The following is a 14,802-nucleotide window of genomic DNA, read 5'->3' as shown; positions in this document are numbered from 1 at the left end:
ATCGGGACGCAACCCGGTCCACCAAGCCTGGACCGGTCAGCGGCCCGAGCGGACCGAGCCGATGAGAGGTGTGTGCCATGTGCGGTATCGGAGGCGAGTTCCGCCTCGACGGGGCGCCACCGGACCTGGCGGCCCTGGAGCGGATGCTCCCCGTCCTGTCCTCACGCGGTCCGGACGGTGAGGGGCGGTGGCAGCACGGTCCGGCGGCGCTGGTGCACCGCCGGCTGCGGATCATCGACCTGTCCGACACCGGCGCCCAGCCGATGGTCGACGCCGAGCTGGGCCTCGCCCTGGTCTTCAACGGCTGCATCTACAACTACCGGGAGCTGCGCGACGAGCTGACCGCCGCCGGCTACTCGTTCCGGTCCACCTCGGACACGGAGGTGATCCTCAAGGCGTACCACCGGTGGGGAACGGCGTGCGTCGAGCGGCTGTTCGGGATGTTCGCGTTCGCCCTCGTCGAGCTGGCCACGAACACCCTCGTGCTGGCCCGCGACCGGCTCGGCATCAAACCCCTCTACCTGGCCGAGACGCCGGGCCGGATCCGCTTCGCCTCCACGCTGCCGGCGCTGCTCGCCGCCGGTGACGTGGACACCGACCTGGACCCGGTGGCGCTGCACCACTACATGAGCTTCCACTCGGTGGTGCCGCCGCCGCGCACCATCCTGGCCGGCGTCCGCAAACTGCCGCCCGCGACCGTACGGGTGATCACCGCCGACGGCCGCCGCACCGACACCGTCTACTGGCGGCCCGAGTTCAACCGCGCCGCCGCGCCGGCCATGTCCGCCGAGGAGTGGCAGGACCGGATCATGGCGGCGCTGCGCACCGCCGTACGACGTCGGATGGTCGCCGACGTGCCGGTCGGCGTGCTGCTCTCCGGTGGCCTCGACTCCAGCCTGATCGTCGCCCTGCTCGCCGAACAGGGCCAGACCGGGCTGGCCACCTTCAGCATCGGCTTCGAGGCGGCGGCGGGGGAGACCGGCGACGAGTTCCACTACTCCGACCTGATCGCCCGCCACTTCGCCACCGACCACCAGCAGATCCGCATCGACGCCGCCCGCTTCGTACCGGCCGTGCACGACGCCGTCGCCGCGATGAGCGAGCCGATGGTCAGCCACGACTGCGTGGCGTTCCACCTGCTCTCCGAGGAGGTCTCAAAGCGGATCACCGTGGTCCAGTCCGGCCAGGGCGCGGACGAGATCTTCGCCGGCTACGACTGGTACCCGCCGATGGCCAACGTCTCCCGCGCGGACGCCGTCGAGGCGTACGCCCGGGTGTTCTTCGATCGTCGGCACGACGCCCTCGCCGGCCACCTCGCGCCCGAGTGGATGCTCGACCACGACGCGAGCCTGGAGTTCGTCACCGCCCACTTCGCCGCGCCGGGCGCGGACACCGCGCTCGACGCGGCGCTGCGCCAGGACAGCCTGGTGATGCTCGTCGACGACCCGGTCAAGCGGGTCGACAACATGACGATGGCGTGGGGGTTGGAGGCCCGGGTGCCGTTCCTCGACCACGAGGTGGTCGAGCTGGCCGCAGCCTGCCCACCGGCGCTCAAGCTGGCCCACGGCGGCAAGGGCGTGCTCAAGGCCGCGAGCCGGGGCATCGTCCCGGACGAGGTGATCGACCGGCCCAAGGGCTACTTCCCGGTGCCCGCCATCCGGCACCTCTCCGGCCCGCTGCTGGACGACGTCCGGGACGCGCTGACCGCGCGCCCGGCGCGCGAGCGCGGCCTGTTCCGCAAGGACTACCTGGAGGAGTTGCTGGACACGCCGAACGCCCGGCGGACCACGTTGGGCGCCAACGCGCTCTGGCAGCTCGGGCTGCTGGAGCTCTGGTTGCAGCGGATCGGGGTTTAGATGAGCGTACGGACCGAGGTGCCGCGCCGGAACCGTCCCGCGCGGCGCCGGCCGACCGTGATCCTGCCGCCCGGCGAGGACTTCGCGCCCGCGCCGTCGCCGGACGGCCGGCGGGTGGCGTACGTGTCCGACCGGTCCGGCACCCCGACCGTCTGGGTGCGTGACGTGGACGCCGCCGAGGCCGTCGCGCTGCCCGGCGGCGACGAGCCGGTCCTGTCGGTGAGCTGGTCACCGGACGGGAAGTGGCTGGCCTGCGTCGTCGCGCCCGGCGGTGCGCCCCGCACCGAACTGTGGGTGCTGCGCCCGGACGGCACGGAACGCCGCCAAGTCGCCGGCTTCGGCCGGCACAGCGCGAGCCTGTCCCGGTGGCTGCCCGGCGGCGCGCTGATGGCGGTCACCGAGACCGCCGAGCGAAACGCGGCCGTGCTGGTCGACGCCGGCACCGGGCAGCGGCGGGTGCTCGCCGAGGACGACCTGCTCACCCTCCTGGACGTCACCGACGAAGCCCGCGCCGCCCTGCTGCGCCGGGGTCCCCGCAACGCCCGCTGGCTGGAACTGCTCGACGTGTCCACCGGCGACCGGGTACGCCTGCTGCCGGACACCGGTCGGGGCAGCACCGACCAGGGCTGGTTCGGTCCGGGCGGGACGAGCGTGCTGGCGCGTACCGACGCGTTCTCGGAGCTGGCGGCGCTGGTGCGCGTCGACCTCGCGGAACCGACACCGGCCCCGACGCGCGTCGCGGCCCGGCCGGACGCGGAGCTGGAGTACGTCGCGCTCGACGCCCAGCGGGAGCGGGCCGCGCTGCTGTGGAACACCTACGGCGGGCGCAGCGAGCTGAGCCTGTACGACCTCGCCACCGGCGTCGCACGGGCCGTCACCGCTCCCGGGGAGGTGCTCGACGACGCCGTCTTCGCCGACGGCGGCGACCTGCTCTGCGTCACCGCGCAGGGGCCGGTGCAGCCCCGGGAGGTCTGGCTGGTCGACCCGGCGACCGGTATCCCGCGCCCGCTGCGGCCGGACACCGACGCCGCGCGCACCGGCGCGGGTGTCGCGCCGCAGCTAGTGGACCTGCGCGCCCGCGACGGGCTGCCGCTGTCCGGGTGGCTCTACCGCCCGGCCGGCCCGGGCCCCTGGCCGACGGCGATCAGCCTGCACGGTGGCCCCGAGGCGCAGGAGCGGCCCGGCTACAACCCACTGTTCCAGGCCCTCGTGGCGCAGGGCGTCGCGGTGTTCGCGCCGAACGTGCGCGGCTCGTCCGGCTTCGGCCGCTCTTTCGTCGCCGCCGACAACCTGGCCGGCCGGTACGGGGCCATCGCCGACGTGGCGGCCTGCGCCGACCACCTCATCGACAGCGGTGTCGCGCGCCCCGGCCAGCTCGGCTGTCTGGGCCGCTCCTACGGCGGCTACCTGGTGCTCGCGGTGCTGGTGAACTTCCCCGGCCTGTTCGCCGCCGGGGTGGCCGAGTGCGGCATCTCCGACTTCCGCACCTTCTACGCCGGCACCGAGCCGTGGATCGCCGCCGCCGCCGTCAGCAAGTACGGCGACCCGGTGCGCGACGCGGAGCTGCTGCGTGACCTGTCGCCGATGACCCGCATCGACCAGCTCGACGTGCCGGTGCTGCTGATCCACGGCGCGAACGACACCAACGTGCCGGCCGGGGAGTCGGCGCAGGTGGCGCAGGCGCTCGCCGCCCGGGAGGTGCCGCACGCTCACCTGGTGCTCGCCGGTGAGGGGCACGATTTCCTGGCCCGGGACAACGCCGAGGCGGCGCGGACCGCCACCACCTCCTGGCTGACCCGACACCTCGCGGCGGCCACCCCGGCGGTGCCGCTGGTGGAGCTGCTTTCGGACGCCCGCAAGGGCACCTGAAGCGAATCGTAAGCGGGTGCCGGCAGTCTTCTGGGTGTCACCGGAGCACACGATCGACACCCAGGAGATACCGATGCGCAAGCTCGTCAACTCGACCTACATCACCCTCGACGGCGTCATCGAGAACCCGATGTGGACCGCGCCCTACTTCGACCAGGAGGCCATCGGCCTCGCCGGCGAACTGACCGACGCCGCGGACGCGATGCTGATGGGCCGGGCCACCTACGACGGCATGTCCGTCGCCTGGCCGCAGCAGGACGAGAGCGACCCGACCACCGGCGCGGCCTACTTCAACAACGTCAAGAAGTACGTCGCCTCGACCACCCTCACCGACCCCACCTGGAACAACACGGAGGTGCTCCAGGGCGACCTGGTGGAGGCGGTCCGGGCGCTCAAGGCCCAGGACGGCAAGAACATCATCCAGTACGGCTTCGGCTCGGTCACCGCCCAACTGGTCGACGCGGGCCTGGTGGACGAGGTGCGCTTCTGGATCCACCCCGTCCTGCAGGGCGCGTCGAGCGTGACGACGCCGCTGGAGGGCTTCACGGCATCGTTCGACCTGGTCGACACCCGGGTGCACAAGAGCGGCGTGATCGTCGCGACGTACCGGCCGAAGACCGCCGCCTGATCGACGTCGCCTCAGAGCTGAGCCCGGGCCTCGCCCGGGCTCAGCTTCGCGCCCTCGTTGACGAGCGCGTCGAAGCGCTCCGACCCGAGTTCGGCCCGGACCCGCTGGGTCACCCGGTCGACCTCGTCGCGTTCGGCGGGCGCGCACGGCGCTTCCGATTCCAGCCGGGCGGCGGCCGCCGCGCCGAGCAGCCGGGCCGCGACCTCCGGCACGCGTACCGCCGAGGCCATCCCCTCCAGCGCGAAGATCGCGTCCCGGGGCGCGGCCATCGCCTCGGCGGTCTCGAACGCCTCGACGTGCAGGGCCAGCGCCGCGTCCGGGTCGCCACCCTGTTCGACGGCGTGCCCCAGCTCGACCAGCACCGGCGGCAGGTACAACGCCGGCTGCGCCTCGGCGCGACCCCGCTCGGCGAGGTTGCCGAGGTGGGTGACGGCCAGGTCGAGCTTGCCGTCGCGGCGGGCGGCCAGTCCGAGGCTCAGCTCGGCGAAGATGAGCGCGCCCGGGGCGTCCTGCTCCACCGCCAGGTGGTACGCGCGTTCGGCCAGCTCCCGGGCCTGCGGATAGTCCCGGGTCTGCACCGCCAGCCAGGCCAGCCAGGACAGTTCGGTGCCGACCTGCGGCCATAGCCGCAACTCCTCGGCCCAGCGCAGCCCTTCGGCGTGCAGCGCGGCGGCGCGTTCGTGGTCGCCGCGCAGCTCGGCCAGTCCGCCCACCCACTCGGTGGCCTGGAGCCGACCCCACCGGTCGCCGAGGTCGGCGAAGAGCGCCGCGCTGCGGGTCGCCGCCCGTTCCAGGGTCGCCTGGTCGCCCGCGACGTGCGCGATCTTCGCCCGGGAGGCGAGCACCGCCGCCTCGGTCCAGGTGTCGGCCGCGGTGCTGGGCAGCAACTCCGCCGCCAGGGTCAGGTCACTGTTGTCGATCAGCGCGTTCGCGGCGAACCACGCGCCCCGGCCGGCCGGCTCCGCGGCGACCGCCGCCCGGACGTCCGCCGCCGCGACCGCGGCACCGCGCAGCAGCGCGAAACCGACCCGCCAGGGGGCGGCGGTCCGCTGCTGTTCCGGGTCGCCGCCAACGGCCAGGGCTCGGCCCGCCTCGGTGAGCCGTCCGCGCAGATACCAGTACCAGCTCAGCGCGACCGCCAGCCGCAACCCGCCCCCGTGGGCCAGCGCCGCGCGCAGGTTCGCCGTCTCGGCGTCCAGCACCGCCAGCCACCGCCGCTGGTCGGGCCCGCGCAACTCCGGGTCGGCGCGCTCGGCCAGCGCGGTGTAGTAGGCGGCGTGTCGCGCCCGGACCTCGTCGGCGTCGGCCAGCCGGTCCAGGCAGAACGCGGCCACCGATTCGAGCAGCCGGTAACGCGGACCCTCCGGCGAGTCGTCCAACACCACAAGCGACCGGTCCACCAGCCGGGCGAGGGCGTCCAGGTCGGTCCGGCAGATCTGCTCGGCGGCCTCCGGCGTGCAGCCGTCGCGGAACACCGCGAGCCGGGCGAGCACCCGCCGGTCGGCCTCGTCGAGCAGGTCCCAGCTCCAGCCGATCACCGCGGTCAGCGTCCGCTGGCGCGGCGGCACGTCGCGTTGCTGCGTGCTGAGAAGCCGGAACCGGTCGTCGAGCCGTTCCACCACGCCGTGCACGCCGAGCGCGCGGACCCGGGTGGCGGCCAGCTCCAACGCCAGCGGCAGGCCGTCCAGGCGACGGCAGAGCTGGGCCACGGCCGGCGCGGTGCGTTCGTCGAGGCGGAACCCGCGCTGCTGGGCGGCGGCGCGGGCGGCGAACAACCGGGCCGCCGCCGAGCGCCGGACCGCGTCCGGGTCACCGTCCGACGGCACCGACAACGGGGGTACGTCCCAGAGCAGCTCCCCGGTCAGCCCGAGGGGTTCCCGGCTGGTGGCGAGCACGTTCACCCCGGGCGCGTCGCGCAGCAACCGGGCGACCAGTGCGGCGACCGGCTCGACGACGTGTTCGCAGTTGTCCAGCACCAGCAGCAGGTGCCGCTGCCGCAGCGCCGTGACGAGCCGATCGGTGGGGGAGAGGCTGGCGCCGGCGGCCTCGCGCACGTCCAGCGCGCCGAGCACCTGCTCGGCGACGCCCGGGTCGCCGGCCGGCAGCGGCGCCAGCTCGACCAGCAGGACGCCGTCCGGTGGGGACTGCGTACGGGCGGCCTCGGTGGCCAGCCGGGTCTTGCCGACCCCACCCGGTCCGACCAGCGTGACCAGCCGCTGCGCGGGCAGCAGGGCCCGCAGCTCGGTCAACGCCTCGGCCCGGCCGACCAGCTCGTTGAGCTGCGCCGGCAGGCTGTTGCGGATGATCGCGGCCTTCGGTGGCGCGCTCAGGCCGGCGTCCTGTTCGAGAATCCGGCGGTGCAGGGCGACCAGTTCGGGGCCCGGGTCGAGGCCCAGTTCGTCGGCGAGCCGGTCCCGCAGGTCGGTGTAGCTGTCCAGCGCCTCGGACTGGCGGCCGGCCGCGTACAGCGCGCGCAGCTGCACCGCCCGCAGCCCCTCGTGCAGGGGGTGCCGGGCCACCAGTTCGGCCAGGTCGGCGGCGGCCAGGTCGTGCTCGCCCCGGGCCACCCGCGCCTCGGCCAGCCGCTCGTGTACGGCGAGCCGTTGTTCGGCGAGGCGGGTCGCCTCGGCGCGGACGAACTCGGCGTCGGCCACGTCGGCGTACGCCTCGCCCCGCCACAGCGCGAGGGCTTCGGTCAGCCGGCCGACGTCGGCGTGCCGGGCCAACTCGGCGAACCGGTCGGCGTCGACCGCATCGGCCCGCAGCAGGTAGCCGGGAGCGCGGGACTCGACCAGATCACGGGCGCCCGGCTCGGCGTCGTTGAGCGCCTTGCGGAGCTGCGACACCCGCACCTGGAGAGCGCCGGTGGGATTGGCGGGGGAGTCGTCACCCCACAGGTCGTCGATGAGCCGGTCGGCGGAGACGACCTGGTTGCGGTTGGTCAGCAGGTCGGCCAGGAGGGCACGGACCTTGGCGCCGGGCACCACCACCGGCTCGCCGACGTCCGTGGTGACGGCGAGCGGCCCGAGCACCCCGAACTGCACGGCGGTCATCCTATGGCGTGTATCGACGTCCACGGTCTTCGGAACAGTTCCGAACGCGCCGGTAAGTCGACCTGAAGCGGACCATAAGCGCGCGGGCGCACCGTGACGTCATGGACATCTACCACGAGATTCACGGCAACGGCGAGGGCCCGCCGCTGGTGCTCATCCACGGCGCGCTCTCCGGCATCGGCACCTCGTTCGGCACGATCCTGCCGCTGCTCGCCCGGTCCCGGCGGGTGATCGCGGTCGAGTTGCAGGCGCATGGCCACACCCCGGACGTCGACCGTCCGTTCACCGTCGAGCACTTCGCCGCCGACATAGCCGAACTGCTCGACCGCCTCGGTGTCGCCCAGGCCGACGTGTACGGGTGGAGCATGGGCGCGGCGGTGGCGCTGCGCCTGGGCACCCACCACGCCGACCGGGTGGGGCGGCTGGTGCTCGCCTCGGTGAGCTTCGACGACGCCGGCCTGCACCCCGGGCTGCTCGACGGCATCCAGGACCTGCAACCGGAGCACCTGCACGGCTCGGAGTTCCACGACGAGTACCTGCGGACCGCGCCGGACCCGGCGGGCTGGGCCAACCTGGTGAACAAGATGAAGGTGCTGGACGCGGACCTGCCCCGCTGGACGCCCGAGCAGATCGCCGCCCTGCCCGTACCCACCATGATCGTGCTCGCCGACTCGGACATCGTCCAGCCCGAGCACGCGGTACGGATGTTCCGGCTGCTCGGCGGCGCGGTGCCCGGCGACCTGACCGGCCTGCCCGCCTGTCGCCTGGCCATCCTGCCCGGCACCACCCACACCACGATCCCGCACCGCGCCGACTGGCTGGCCCCCATGATCGACGAGTTCCTCGACGACCCGGTGCCCCCCTCTCCCCGCGATCTTGCACTTTCTGTCGCGGCATAGCGCGCGAATGCCGCACAACGTCGACACAAAGTGCAAGATCGCGGGGAGGTTTGGGGCGGGGCAGGATGGGGGTGTGGCTGATGATGTGCTGTCCGTCCTGACCGGCGAGATCGACGCGTTCACCGGGGCCCTGGCGGGGATGCCGCCGGCGGGGTGGGAGCAGCCTTCGCGCTGTGATCCGTGGCGGGTGCGTGACGTGGTGGGGCACGTCATCGTCGTACTCTCGCGGGTGCCGGACATGGTGGCGGCGCCCGCTCCCGAGCGGGCCGGGACCACGGCGGCGGAGTACTACCGCGCGGACGGGCGGTTCAGCGACGACACGAACGACGAGCGGGTACGCACGGCGCAGCGCCGCGCGGCCGACCCGGACGCGGCCACCCTCGTGCGGGATCTCGCGGACACCGGGCGGACCGTCGTCGAGGTGTGCCGCGACGAGCCTGTCGACCGGGTGGTCCGGACCCGGCACGGCGACGCCATGCTGCTGTCCGACTTCCTGACCACCCGCCTGGTCGAGGTGGCCCTGCACGGCCTCGACGTCGCCGACGCGGTGCCCCGCGAGCCGTGGCTCACCCCGGCCGCCACCGAACACCTGCTGCGCCTGCTCTTCGGCCCACAGTGGCCGACAGCGCTCGCCGTCGCCCCCGACCCGACCACCCTCCTGCGCAGGGCAACGGGCCGCGCCCCCGTCACCCCCGACGAGGCCCAAGCCCTCAAGAGTCTGGGCCTGCGCCCCCTGACCCTGGGTTGACCCGCCCCCGACCCCGCGATCTTGCACTTTCTGTCGCGACATAGCCCATCCAAGGGCACGAATCGTCGACACAAAGTGCAAGATCGCGGGGGGAGGGCCGGGGGGCGATGGCGTACCGGGCGTCCAGAGGGTAGAAACGGGGTCAGAGAGCGCTCTCACCGCCGAGTGCGCCCATGGTCCGCCCAGTGGATAGGACGAACCACATGACGAGCCCGTCCCGACGTACCTTCACCCTTGCCCTGCTGGTGACCACCGCCGTCGCCATCAGCGGCACCGCGGCCAGCGCCGGTCGCCCGACGCACCGCGCACCCGACTTCGGGCCGAACGTGACCATCTTCGACCCGTCCATGCCGGTTACCCAGATTCAGCAGACCCTCGACGCCGCGCACGCCCGCCAGGTCGACAACGAGATGGGCACCGAGCGGCACGCGTACCTCTTCACGCCCGGCGCGTACGGCACCGCCGAGCAGCCGTTGCAGGCCAAGGTCGGCTACTACACCGAGGTCGCCGGCCTCGGCGCGTCCCCCACCGACGTCGCCGTCAACGGCAAGATCGAGGTCTACAACCGGTGCCTCGCCGACGGCGGCACCGGCAACTGCCTCGCGCTTGTCAACTTCTGGCGCACCCTGTCGAACCTGTCGCTCACCGTCAACGCCGCCGGCCAGGACGGTTGCCGCTCGACGGCGAACTTCTGGGCGGTGTCCCAGGCGGTCTCCATGCGCAGGCTCAACATCACCGGCGGCGGCCTGTCCCTGATGGACTACTGCACGGCCGGCCCGCAGTACGCCAGCGGCGGCTTCATCGCCGACTCGCGGCTGCCGGCCACCACCAACGGCTCCCAGCAGCAGTGGCTGACCCGTAACAGCGAGGTCGCCGGGTGGTCGAACGCGGTGTGGAACCAGGTGTTCGCGGGCGTGGAGGGCGCGCCGGACGACGCCACCTTCCCCGACCCGCCGTACACCACCCTCGACACGACCCCGGTGAGCCGGGAGAAGCCGTACCTGTTCGTGGACGCCAAGGGCCGCTACAACGTGCGGGTGCCGGCGGCGCAGCGCGACACCCGGGGCGTCTCCTGGGCGAACGGCATGACCCCCGGACGGACCATCGGGATCGACGACTTCTTCATCGCGAAGCCGTCCGACCCGGTCCGCGTGATCAACGCGCAGCTCGCCCGCGGCAAGCACCTGCTGCTCACCCCCGGCGTCTACGACATCGCCCGGAGCATCGAGATCCGGCGGGCCAACACGGTGGTGCTCGGCATCGGCCACGCCACCCTCACCGCCGTGAACGGCGCCGTCCCGCTGGACGTCGCCAACGTCCCCGGCGTCATCGTCGCGGGCGTCACGATCGACGCCGGTACGGTCGAGTCGCCGGTCCTGCTGCGGGTGGGCCGGCAGCACGGCCACGACGCCAGCAGTCCGGCCAACCCCACGACGCTGTCCGACGTGTACTTCCGGGTCGGCGGCCCGCACATCGGCCGGACGAACACCGCGCTGGAGGTCAACAGCGACAACGTGCTCATCGACCACACCTGGGTCTGGCGCGGCGACCACGGCGTCGAGGGCTTCACCGAGGGCGTCAACGGCGACACCGACCGCTGGCGCACCAACACCGGACGGTACGGCGCGGTCATCAACGGCGACCACGTGACCGCCACCGGCCTGTTCGTCGAGCACTTCCAGCGGTACAACACGGTGTGGAACGGCGAGCACGGCACCACGGTCCTCTACCAGAACGAGCTGCCGTACGACCCGCCGACGCAGGCCGACTGGATGAACGGCCCGGTCGAGGGGTACGCCGGCTACAAGGTCGGCGACCGGGTACGCCACCACGACCTCTACGGCGGCGGGGTGTACGTGTTCAACCAGAACAACCCGTCGATCCACACCGAGAACGGCTTCGAGGCGCCCAACCGGCCGGGTGTGCGGCTGCACCACATCATGACCGTCAACCTGAGCGCCGGCACGATCGACCACGTCGTCAACGGTGTCGGCGACGCGGCCGACATGACGAAGGTGGGCGTGCCGGTCTACCTCGCGCAGTACCCGGCGTCGTAACGCTTCGGGGCGTACCAAAGGAGGGGCCGGCACCGTCGTACGGTGCCGGCCCCTCGCGTCTTTCCGTCGTGCTGACTAACATTTTCATCGATCAGTCGCACTCTTGCGGGAACCCATCGACTGCTGCCACGATGGCCGTCAATGCCTTCCGTCCCGAAGGAGTGGTCCCCATGGCGGTAACCCGCCGCAGGTTCGTCACGTCCGTGTTGGCGGGCTCCGCCCTCGCCGCCGCCTCCACCACGAAACTCCTCGCCAGCCCCGCCCAGGCCGCCAGCCCAGTAGGTGATGTCGTCGGCAAGGTGACCGTCGGCTACCAGGGCTGGTTCAGCGCCCCCGGCGACTCGGCACCCATCGGCGGCTGGTGGCACTGGAGCCGCGACCGGTTCCAGCCGCCCTCGCCCAGCAACACCACCATCGTGTCCTGGCCGGACATGCGCGAGTACACGCGCAGCTACCCCACCGCCTACCCGAACCTCGGCAACGGGTCACCGGCCACCCTCTTCTCCTCCTACGACCAGCAGACCGTGGACACCCACTTCCGCTGGATGCAGGAGTACGGCTGCGACACCGCCGCCCTGCAACGCTTCAACCCGACCGGCGACGAGGGACCGACCCGCGACGCCATGACGCTCAAGGTCCGCTCGGCGGCCGAGCGCTACAACCGCAAGTTCTACATCATGTACGACGTCACCGACTGGCTCACCATGCAGGCGGACATCAAGACCGACTGGCTGAACAAGATGTCGACGCACACCGCGTCCAGCGCGTACGCCCGGCAGAACGGCAAGCCGGTCGTCTGTATCTGGGGCTTCGGCTTCAGCGAGCCGAGCCGGCCCTTCACCCCCGGGCCCTGCCTGGAGGTCATCAACTGGTTCAAGGCGCAGGGCTGCTACGTCATCGGCGGCGTGCCCACCTGGTGGCGGCAAGGGATCAACGACTCCCGCTCCGGCTTCCTCGACGTCTACCACGCGTTCCACGCCATCTCGCCGTGGATGGTCTACCGGACCGACACCCTCGAAGGTCTCGACTCGTACTACAACAACGTCAACATCGGCGACATGGCCGACTGCGCGGCGCGCGGCATCGACTATCTGCCCTGCGTGATGCCCGGCGACCTGGCCGGCGGGCACCGCCGCCACGGCGACTTCTACTGGCGGCACATCTACAACATGGTCAGACTTGGCTCCCAGGGCCTCTACGTGTCGATGTTCGACGAGTACAACGAGGGCAACCAGATCGCCAAGACCTCCGAGACGCAGGCGACCACCCCGGCCGGCGCGAACATCCGCGCCCTGGACGAGGACGGCGTCGCCTGCTCGGCCGACTACTACCTGCGGATCACCGCCGACGGCGGCCGGATGCTCAAGGGACAGCTCGCCCTCACCGCGACCCGCCCCACCCCGCCCATGGTCGGCACCCCACCCCCGACCAGCGGCGACCTCGCGGCCGGCCGGTCCGCCTCGGCCAGCAGCCAGAACGGCCCGTTCGTAGCCTCGAACGCGGTGGACGCCGACGCCGGCAGCTACTGGGAGAGCGGCGGCGGCTCGTTCCCGCACTGGTGGCAGGTCGACCTGGGCGCCAGCCAGCAGGTCAGCCGGCTCGTGGTGCGGCTCCCCGCCGGCTGGGAGGCGCGTACCCAGACCATCACCGTGCAGGGCAGCGTCGACGGCAGTTCCTTCTCGACGATCGCCGGGGCCTCGGCGTTTGCCTTCGACCCGGCGACCGGCAACACCGTCAGCCGCACGCTTACGACCACCACGGCCCGCCACATCCGGCTGAGCATCGTCGGCAACACCGGCTGGCCGGCGGGCCAGCTCGCCAAGGTCGAGGTGTACGGCGCCAGCGGCACCACGGACAACCCGCCGACCGCCCCGAGTGGTCTTGCGGTGACCGCCAAGACGTCGAGCAGCGTGTCCCTGGCCTGGACGGCGTCGACCGACGACAAGGGCGTGACGGGCTACCAGGTACGGCAGGGCGGCACTGTCGTCGCCACCGTCACGGGCACCACCGCGACCGTGAGCGGGTTGAGCGCGTCCACCTCGTACACCTTCACCGTTGTCGCCCGCGACGCGGGCGGCAACACCTCGGGCGCGTCGAACGCCGTCACCGTGACCACCGACGCCGCCGCTAACTCCGACCTCGCCCGCGGCCGGTCCACGTCGGAGAGCAGCCACGTCCAGAGCTACGGCTCGGGCAACGTGGTCGACGGCGACGCGAACAGCTACTGGGAGAGCGCCAACAACGCCTTCCCCCAGTGGGTGCAGGTCGACCTGGGGTCGGCGCGCACGGTCGGCCGGGTGGTGTTGAAGCTGCCGCCGTCGTCGGCGTGGGGTGCTCGGACGCAGACGGTCGCCGTCACGGGCAGCACGGACGGTTCTAGCTTCGGGACGTTGGTTGGTTCGGCGGGGCGGACCTTTGACCCCTCGACGGGCAACTCGGTGTCGTTGACGTTTGGTGCGGCGCAGGCTCGTTACGTGCGGGTCACGGTTACCGGTAACACCGGGTGGCCGGCCGGGCAGCTGGCGGCGCTTGAGGTGTACGCGAGCTGACCGGACGTGGGGCGGCCGCCGGACGCCGACCGGCGGCCGCCACCCATCGCGATAAGGTTCATCTCGCTTGAGTGCCTTTAAGCTGCGGATTTGGCTGCTTTCGCTGAACTGGCCTGCTGCGGTGCCCATAGAATCAGCGCTCCGTTGAAACCCTCGCTGAGGTATTCCTTGCGGCATTCCGAGGAGCCTGCGTCGGATCTCGGACTCGTTTCCCGCGCTCTCGGAGCTAGATTCCCTCTAGGACCAATCAATTAATTGTCTGTCTGGTCGTCGGAATCATCGGAATCATCAAACTCTGAGAAGTAGTCAGGTTCGGCAAGGGAATCTTCGGGAATGGGGACGTCCATTTCGCCGACTGCCTGCGGATCTCGTTCAAGCGCTTCGAGCCTGCGTTGAGTCAAAGCATTCAAGCGAGCGATTTGCGTCGCAAGTGTCCTGCGTAAGCCAGGGGAGACCCTTCGCTCGGTGATGCTATTAGCGAGCAGCGAGAGGGTGCGCGCCTGCCGGGCGATTCTTACATCAGGGTGACTGCGGTCAGGAAATATATCGCTGGGTACGATAACCCTCACAACGGGCTCAGGAAGTTCCTGAAGCGGTCCAGGGTAAATATCGCCTTCGTTTAGGATTGCACCTAAAGAACTTTGAGTGAGCAACTTATGGTATACGGTGAAGCCGTATGGATCTAGCGCAGCCTTTCGTTCCCTGAAGGGTAGTGCGCCAATTTCGGGCAATGACCACATAGAAACCGTGTGCACCTCAAAAGGGTCTAGAACGTGTCTCGCGACTGCGTCTGATCGCTGTCCTGTAAGGTGCCGGCCAATCCTCATACCGAACCCTTCAGCGGTTTGGCCGACGTAGAGCGGCTCGCCGTCGAAGTCGTAGAAAGCGTAGACCCCGGCTCTTGCTTGTCCAATGGTCTGACCCGGACGCTGTGGGTCCTCTGCCTTCAGTGCGAGTGCGATGGCGTGCCGGATGGCTTGCACTTCCCGAGGGAGCGATGTCGTTGAGAAATCGATCCAGGGATCGTGGGGCATGCATGCCTCCGAGGGTTGAGGGGTGGTCGACCGGTCAGCCTACGCTGATCTTGCTTCGATCGTGAGGCGCAACGCCGGACGCAGGAGGGCTGGGAAGTGCTCGGCACGC

Annotated in this window: 9 protein-coding genes; 7 read left to right on the top strand and 2 right to left on the bottom strand. The window is 71.3% G+C overall.

Going from position 1 to position 14,802, the window contains the following annotated elements:
* The first annotated feature begins 77 nt into the window (after positions 1-77).
* The 3 genes from ACN263_RS16365 to ACN263_RS16355 are packed head-to-tail and all read left to right on the top strand — an operon-like array spanning position 78 to position 4,353.
* Positions 78-1,856, top strand: a complete 1,779-nt coding sequence (locus ACN263_RS16365) for an N-acetylglutaminylglutamine amidotransferase (RefSeq protein WP_422735163.1) — start codon at positions 78-80, stop codon at positions 1,854-1,856.
* Positions 1,857-3,725, top strand: coding sequence for a S9 family peptidase (locus ACN263_RS16360; RefSeq protein ID WP_422735162.1), 1,869 nt, complete (start codon positions 1,857-1,859; stop codon positions 3,723-3,725).
* 16 nt (positions 3,726-3,741) lie between these two features.
* The gene (locus ACN263_RS16355; protein ID WP_422735161.1) at positions 3,742-4,353 is read left to right on the top strand and encodes a dihydrofolate reductase family protein; all 612 of its coding nucleotides are present in this window, start codon (positions 3,742-3,744) and stop codon (positions 4,351-4,353) included.
* 11 nt (positions 4,354-4,364) lie between these two features.
* Here the strand turns inward: ACN263_RS16355 and ACN263_RS16350 are convergent, their stop codons facing one another.
* The gene (locus ACN263_RS16350) at positions 4,365-7,397 is read right to left on the bottom strand and encodes a BTAD domain-containing putative transcriptional regulator (protein WP_422740727.1); all 3,033 of its coding nucleotides are present in this window, start codon (positions 7,395-7,397) and stop codon (positions 4,365-4,367) included.
* Positions 7,398-7,507: 110 nt separating this feature from the next.
* Here ACN263_RS16350 and ACN263_RS16345 point away from each other — a divergent pair, with 110 nt between their 5' ends.
* From ACN263_RS16345 to ACN263_RS16330, 4 genes are all read left to right on the top strand, one after another.
* Positions 7,508-8,305 (top strand): alpha/beta fold hydrolase, encoded by a 798-nt coding sequence (locus ACN263_RS16345; protein ID WP_422735160.1) that lies wholly within the window; start codon positions 7,508-7,510, stop codon positions 8,303-8,305.
* Between the two features lie 73 nt (positions 8,306-8,378).
* On the top strand, positions 8,379-9,053 hold the full coding sequence (locus ACN263_RS16340; protein WP_422735159.1) for a maleylpyruvate isomerase N-terminal domain-containing protein: 675 nt from the start codon (positions 8,379-8,381) through the stop codon (positions 9,051-9,053).
* Positions 9,054-9,256: 203 nt separating this feature from the next.
* The gene (locus tag ACN263_RS16335; protein WP_422735158.1) at positions 9,257-11,110 is read left to right on the top strand and encodes an adenylyl cyclase; all 1,854 of its coding nucleotides are present in this window, start codon (positions 9,257-9,259) and stop codon (positions 11,108-11,110) included.
* Between the two features lie 170 nt (positions 11,111-11,280).
* On the top strand, positions 11,281-13,659 hold the full coding sequence (locus ACN263_RS16330; RefSeq protein WP_422735157.1) for a discoidin domain-containing protein: 2,379 nt from the start codon (positions 11,281-11,283) through the stop codon (positions 13,657-13,659).
* Between the two features lie 251 nt (positions 13,660-13,910).
* On the opposite strand, the gene ACN263_RS16325 is transcribed toward ACN263_RS16330, so the two are convergent.
* Positions 13,911-14,414, bottom strand: a complete 504-nt coding sequence (locus ACN263_RS16325; RefSeq protein ID WP_422735156.1) for a hypothetical protein — start codon at positions 14,412-14,414, stop codon at positions 13,911-13,913.
* Between the last annotated feature and the right edge of the window lie 388 nt (positions 14,415-14,802).

The organism is Micromonospora sp. WMMD729 (genome assembly GCF_049315225.1).
GTDB lineage: Bacteria > Actinomycetota > Actinomycetes > Mycobacteriales > Micromonosporaceae > Micromonospora.
The sequence above is the reverse complement of the archived record's forward strand: the minus strand, read 5'-3'. Positions and strand labels throughout refer to the sequence as shown.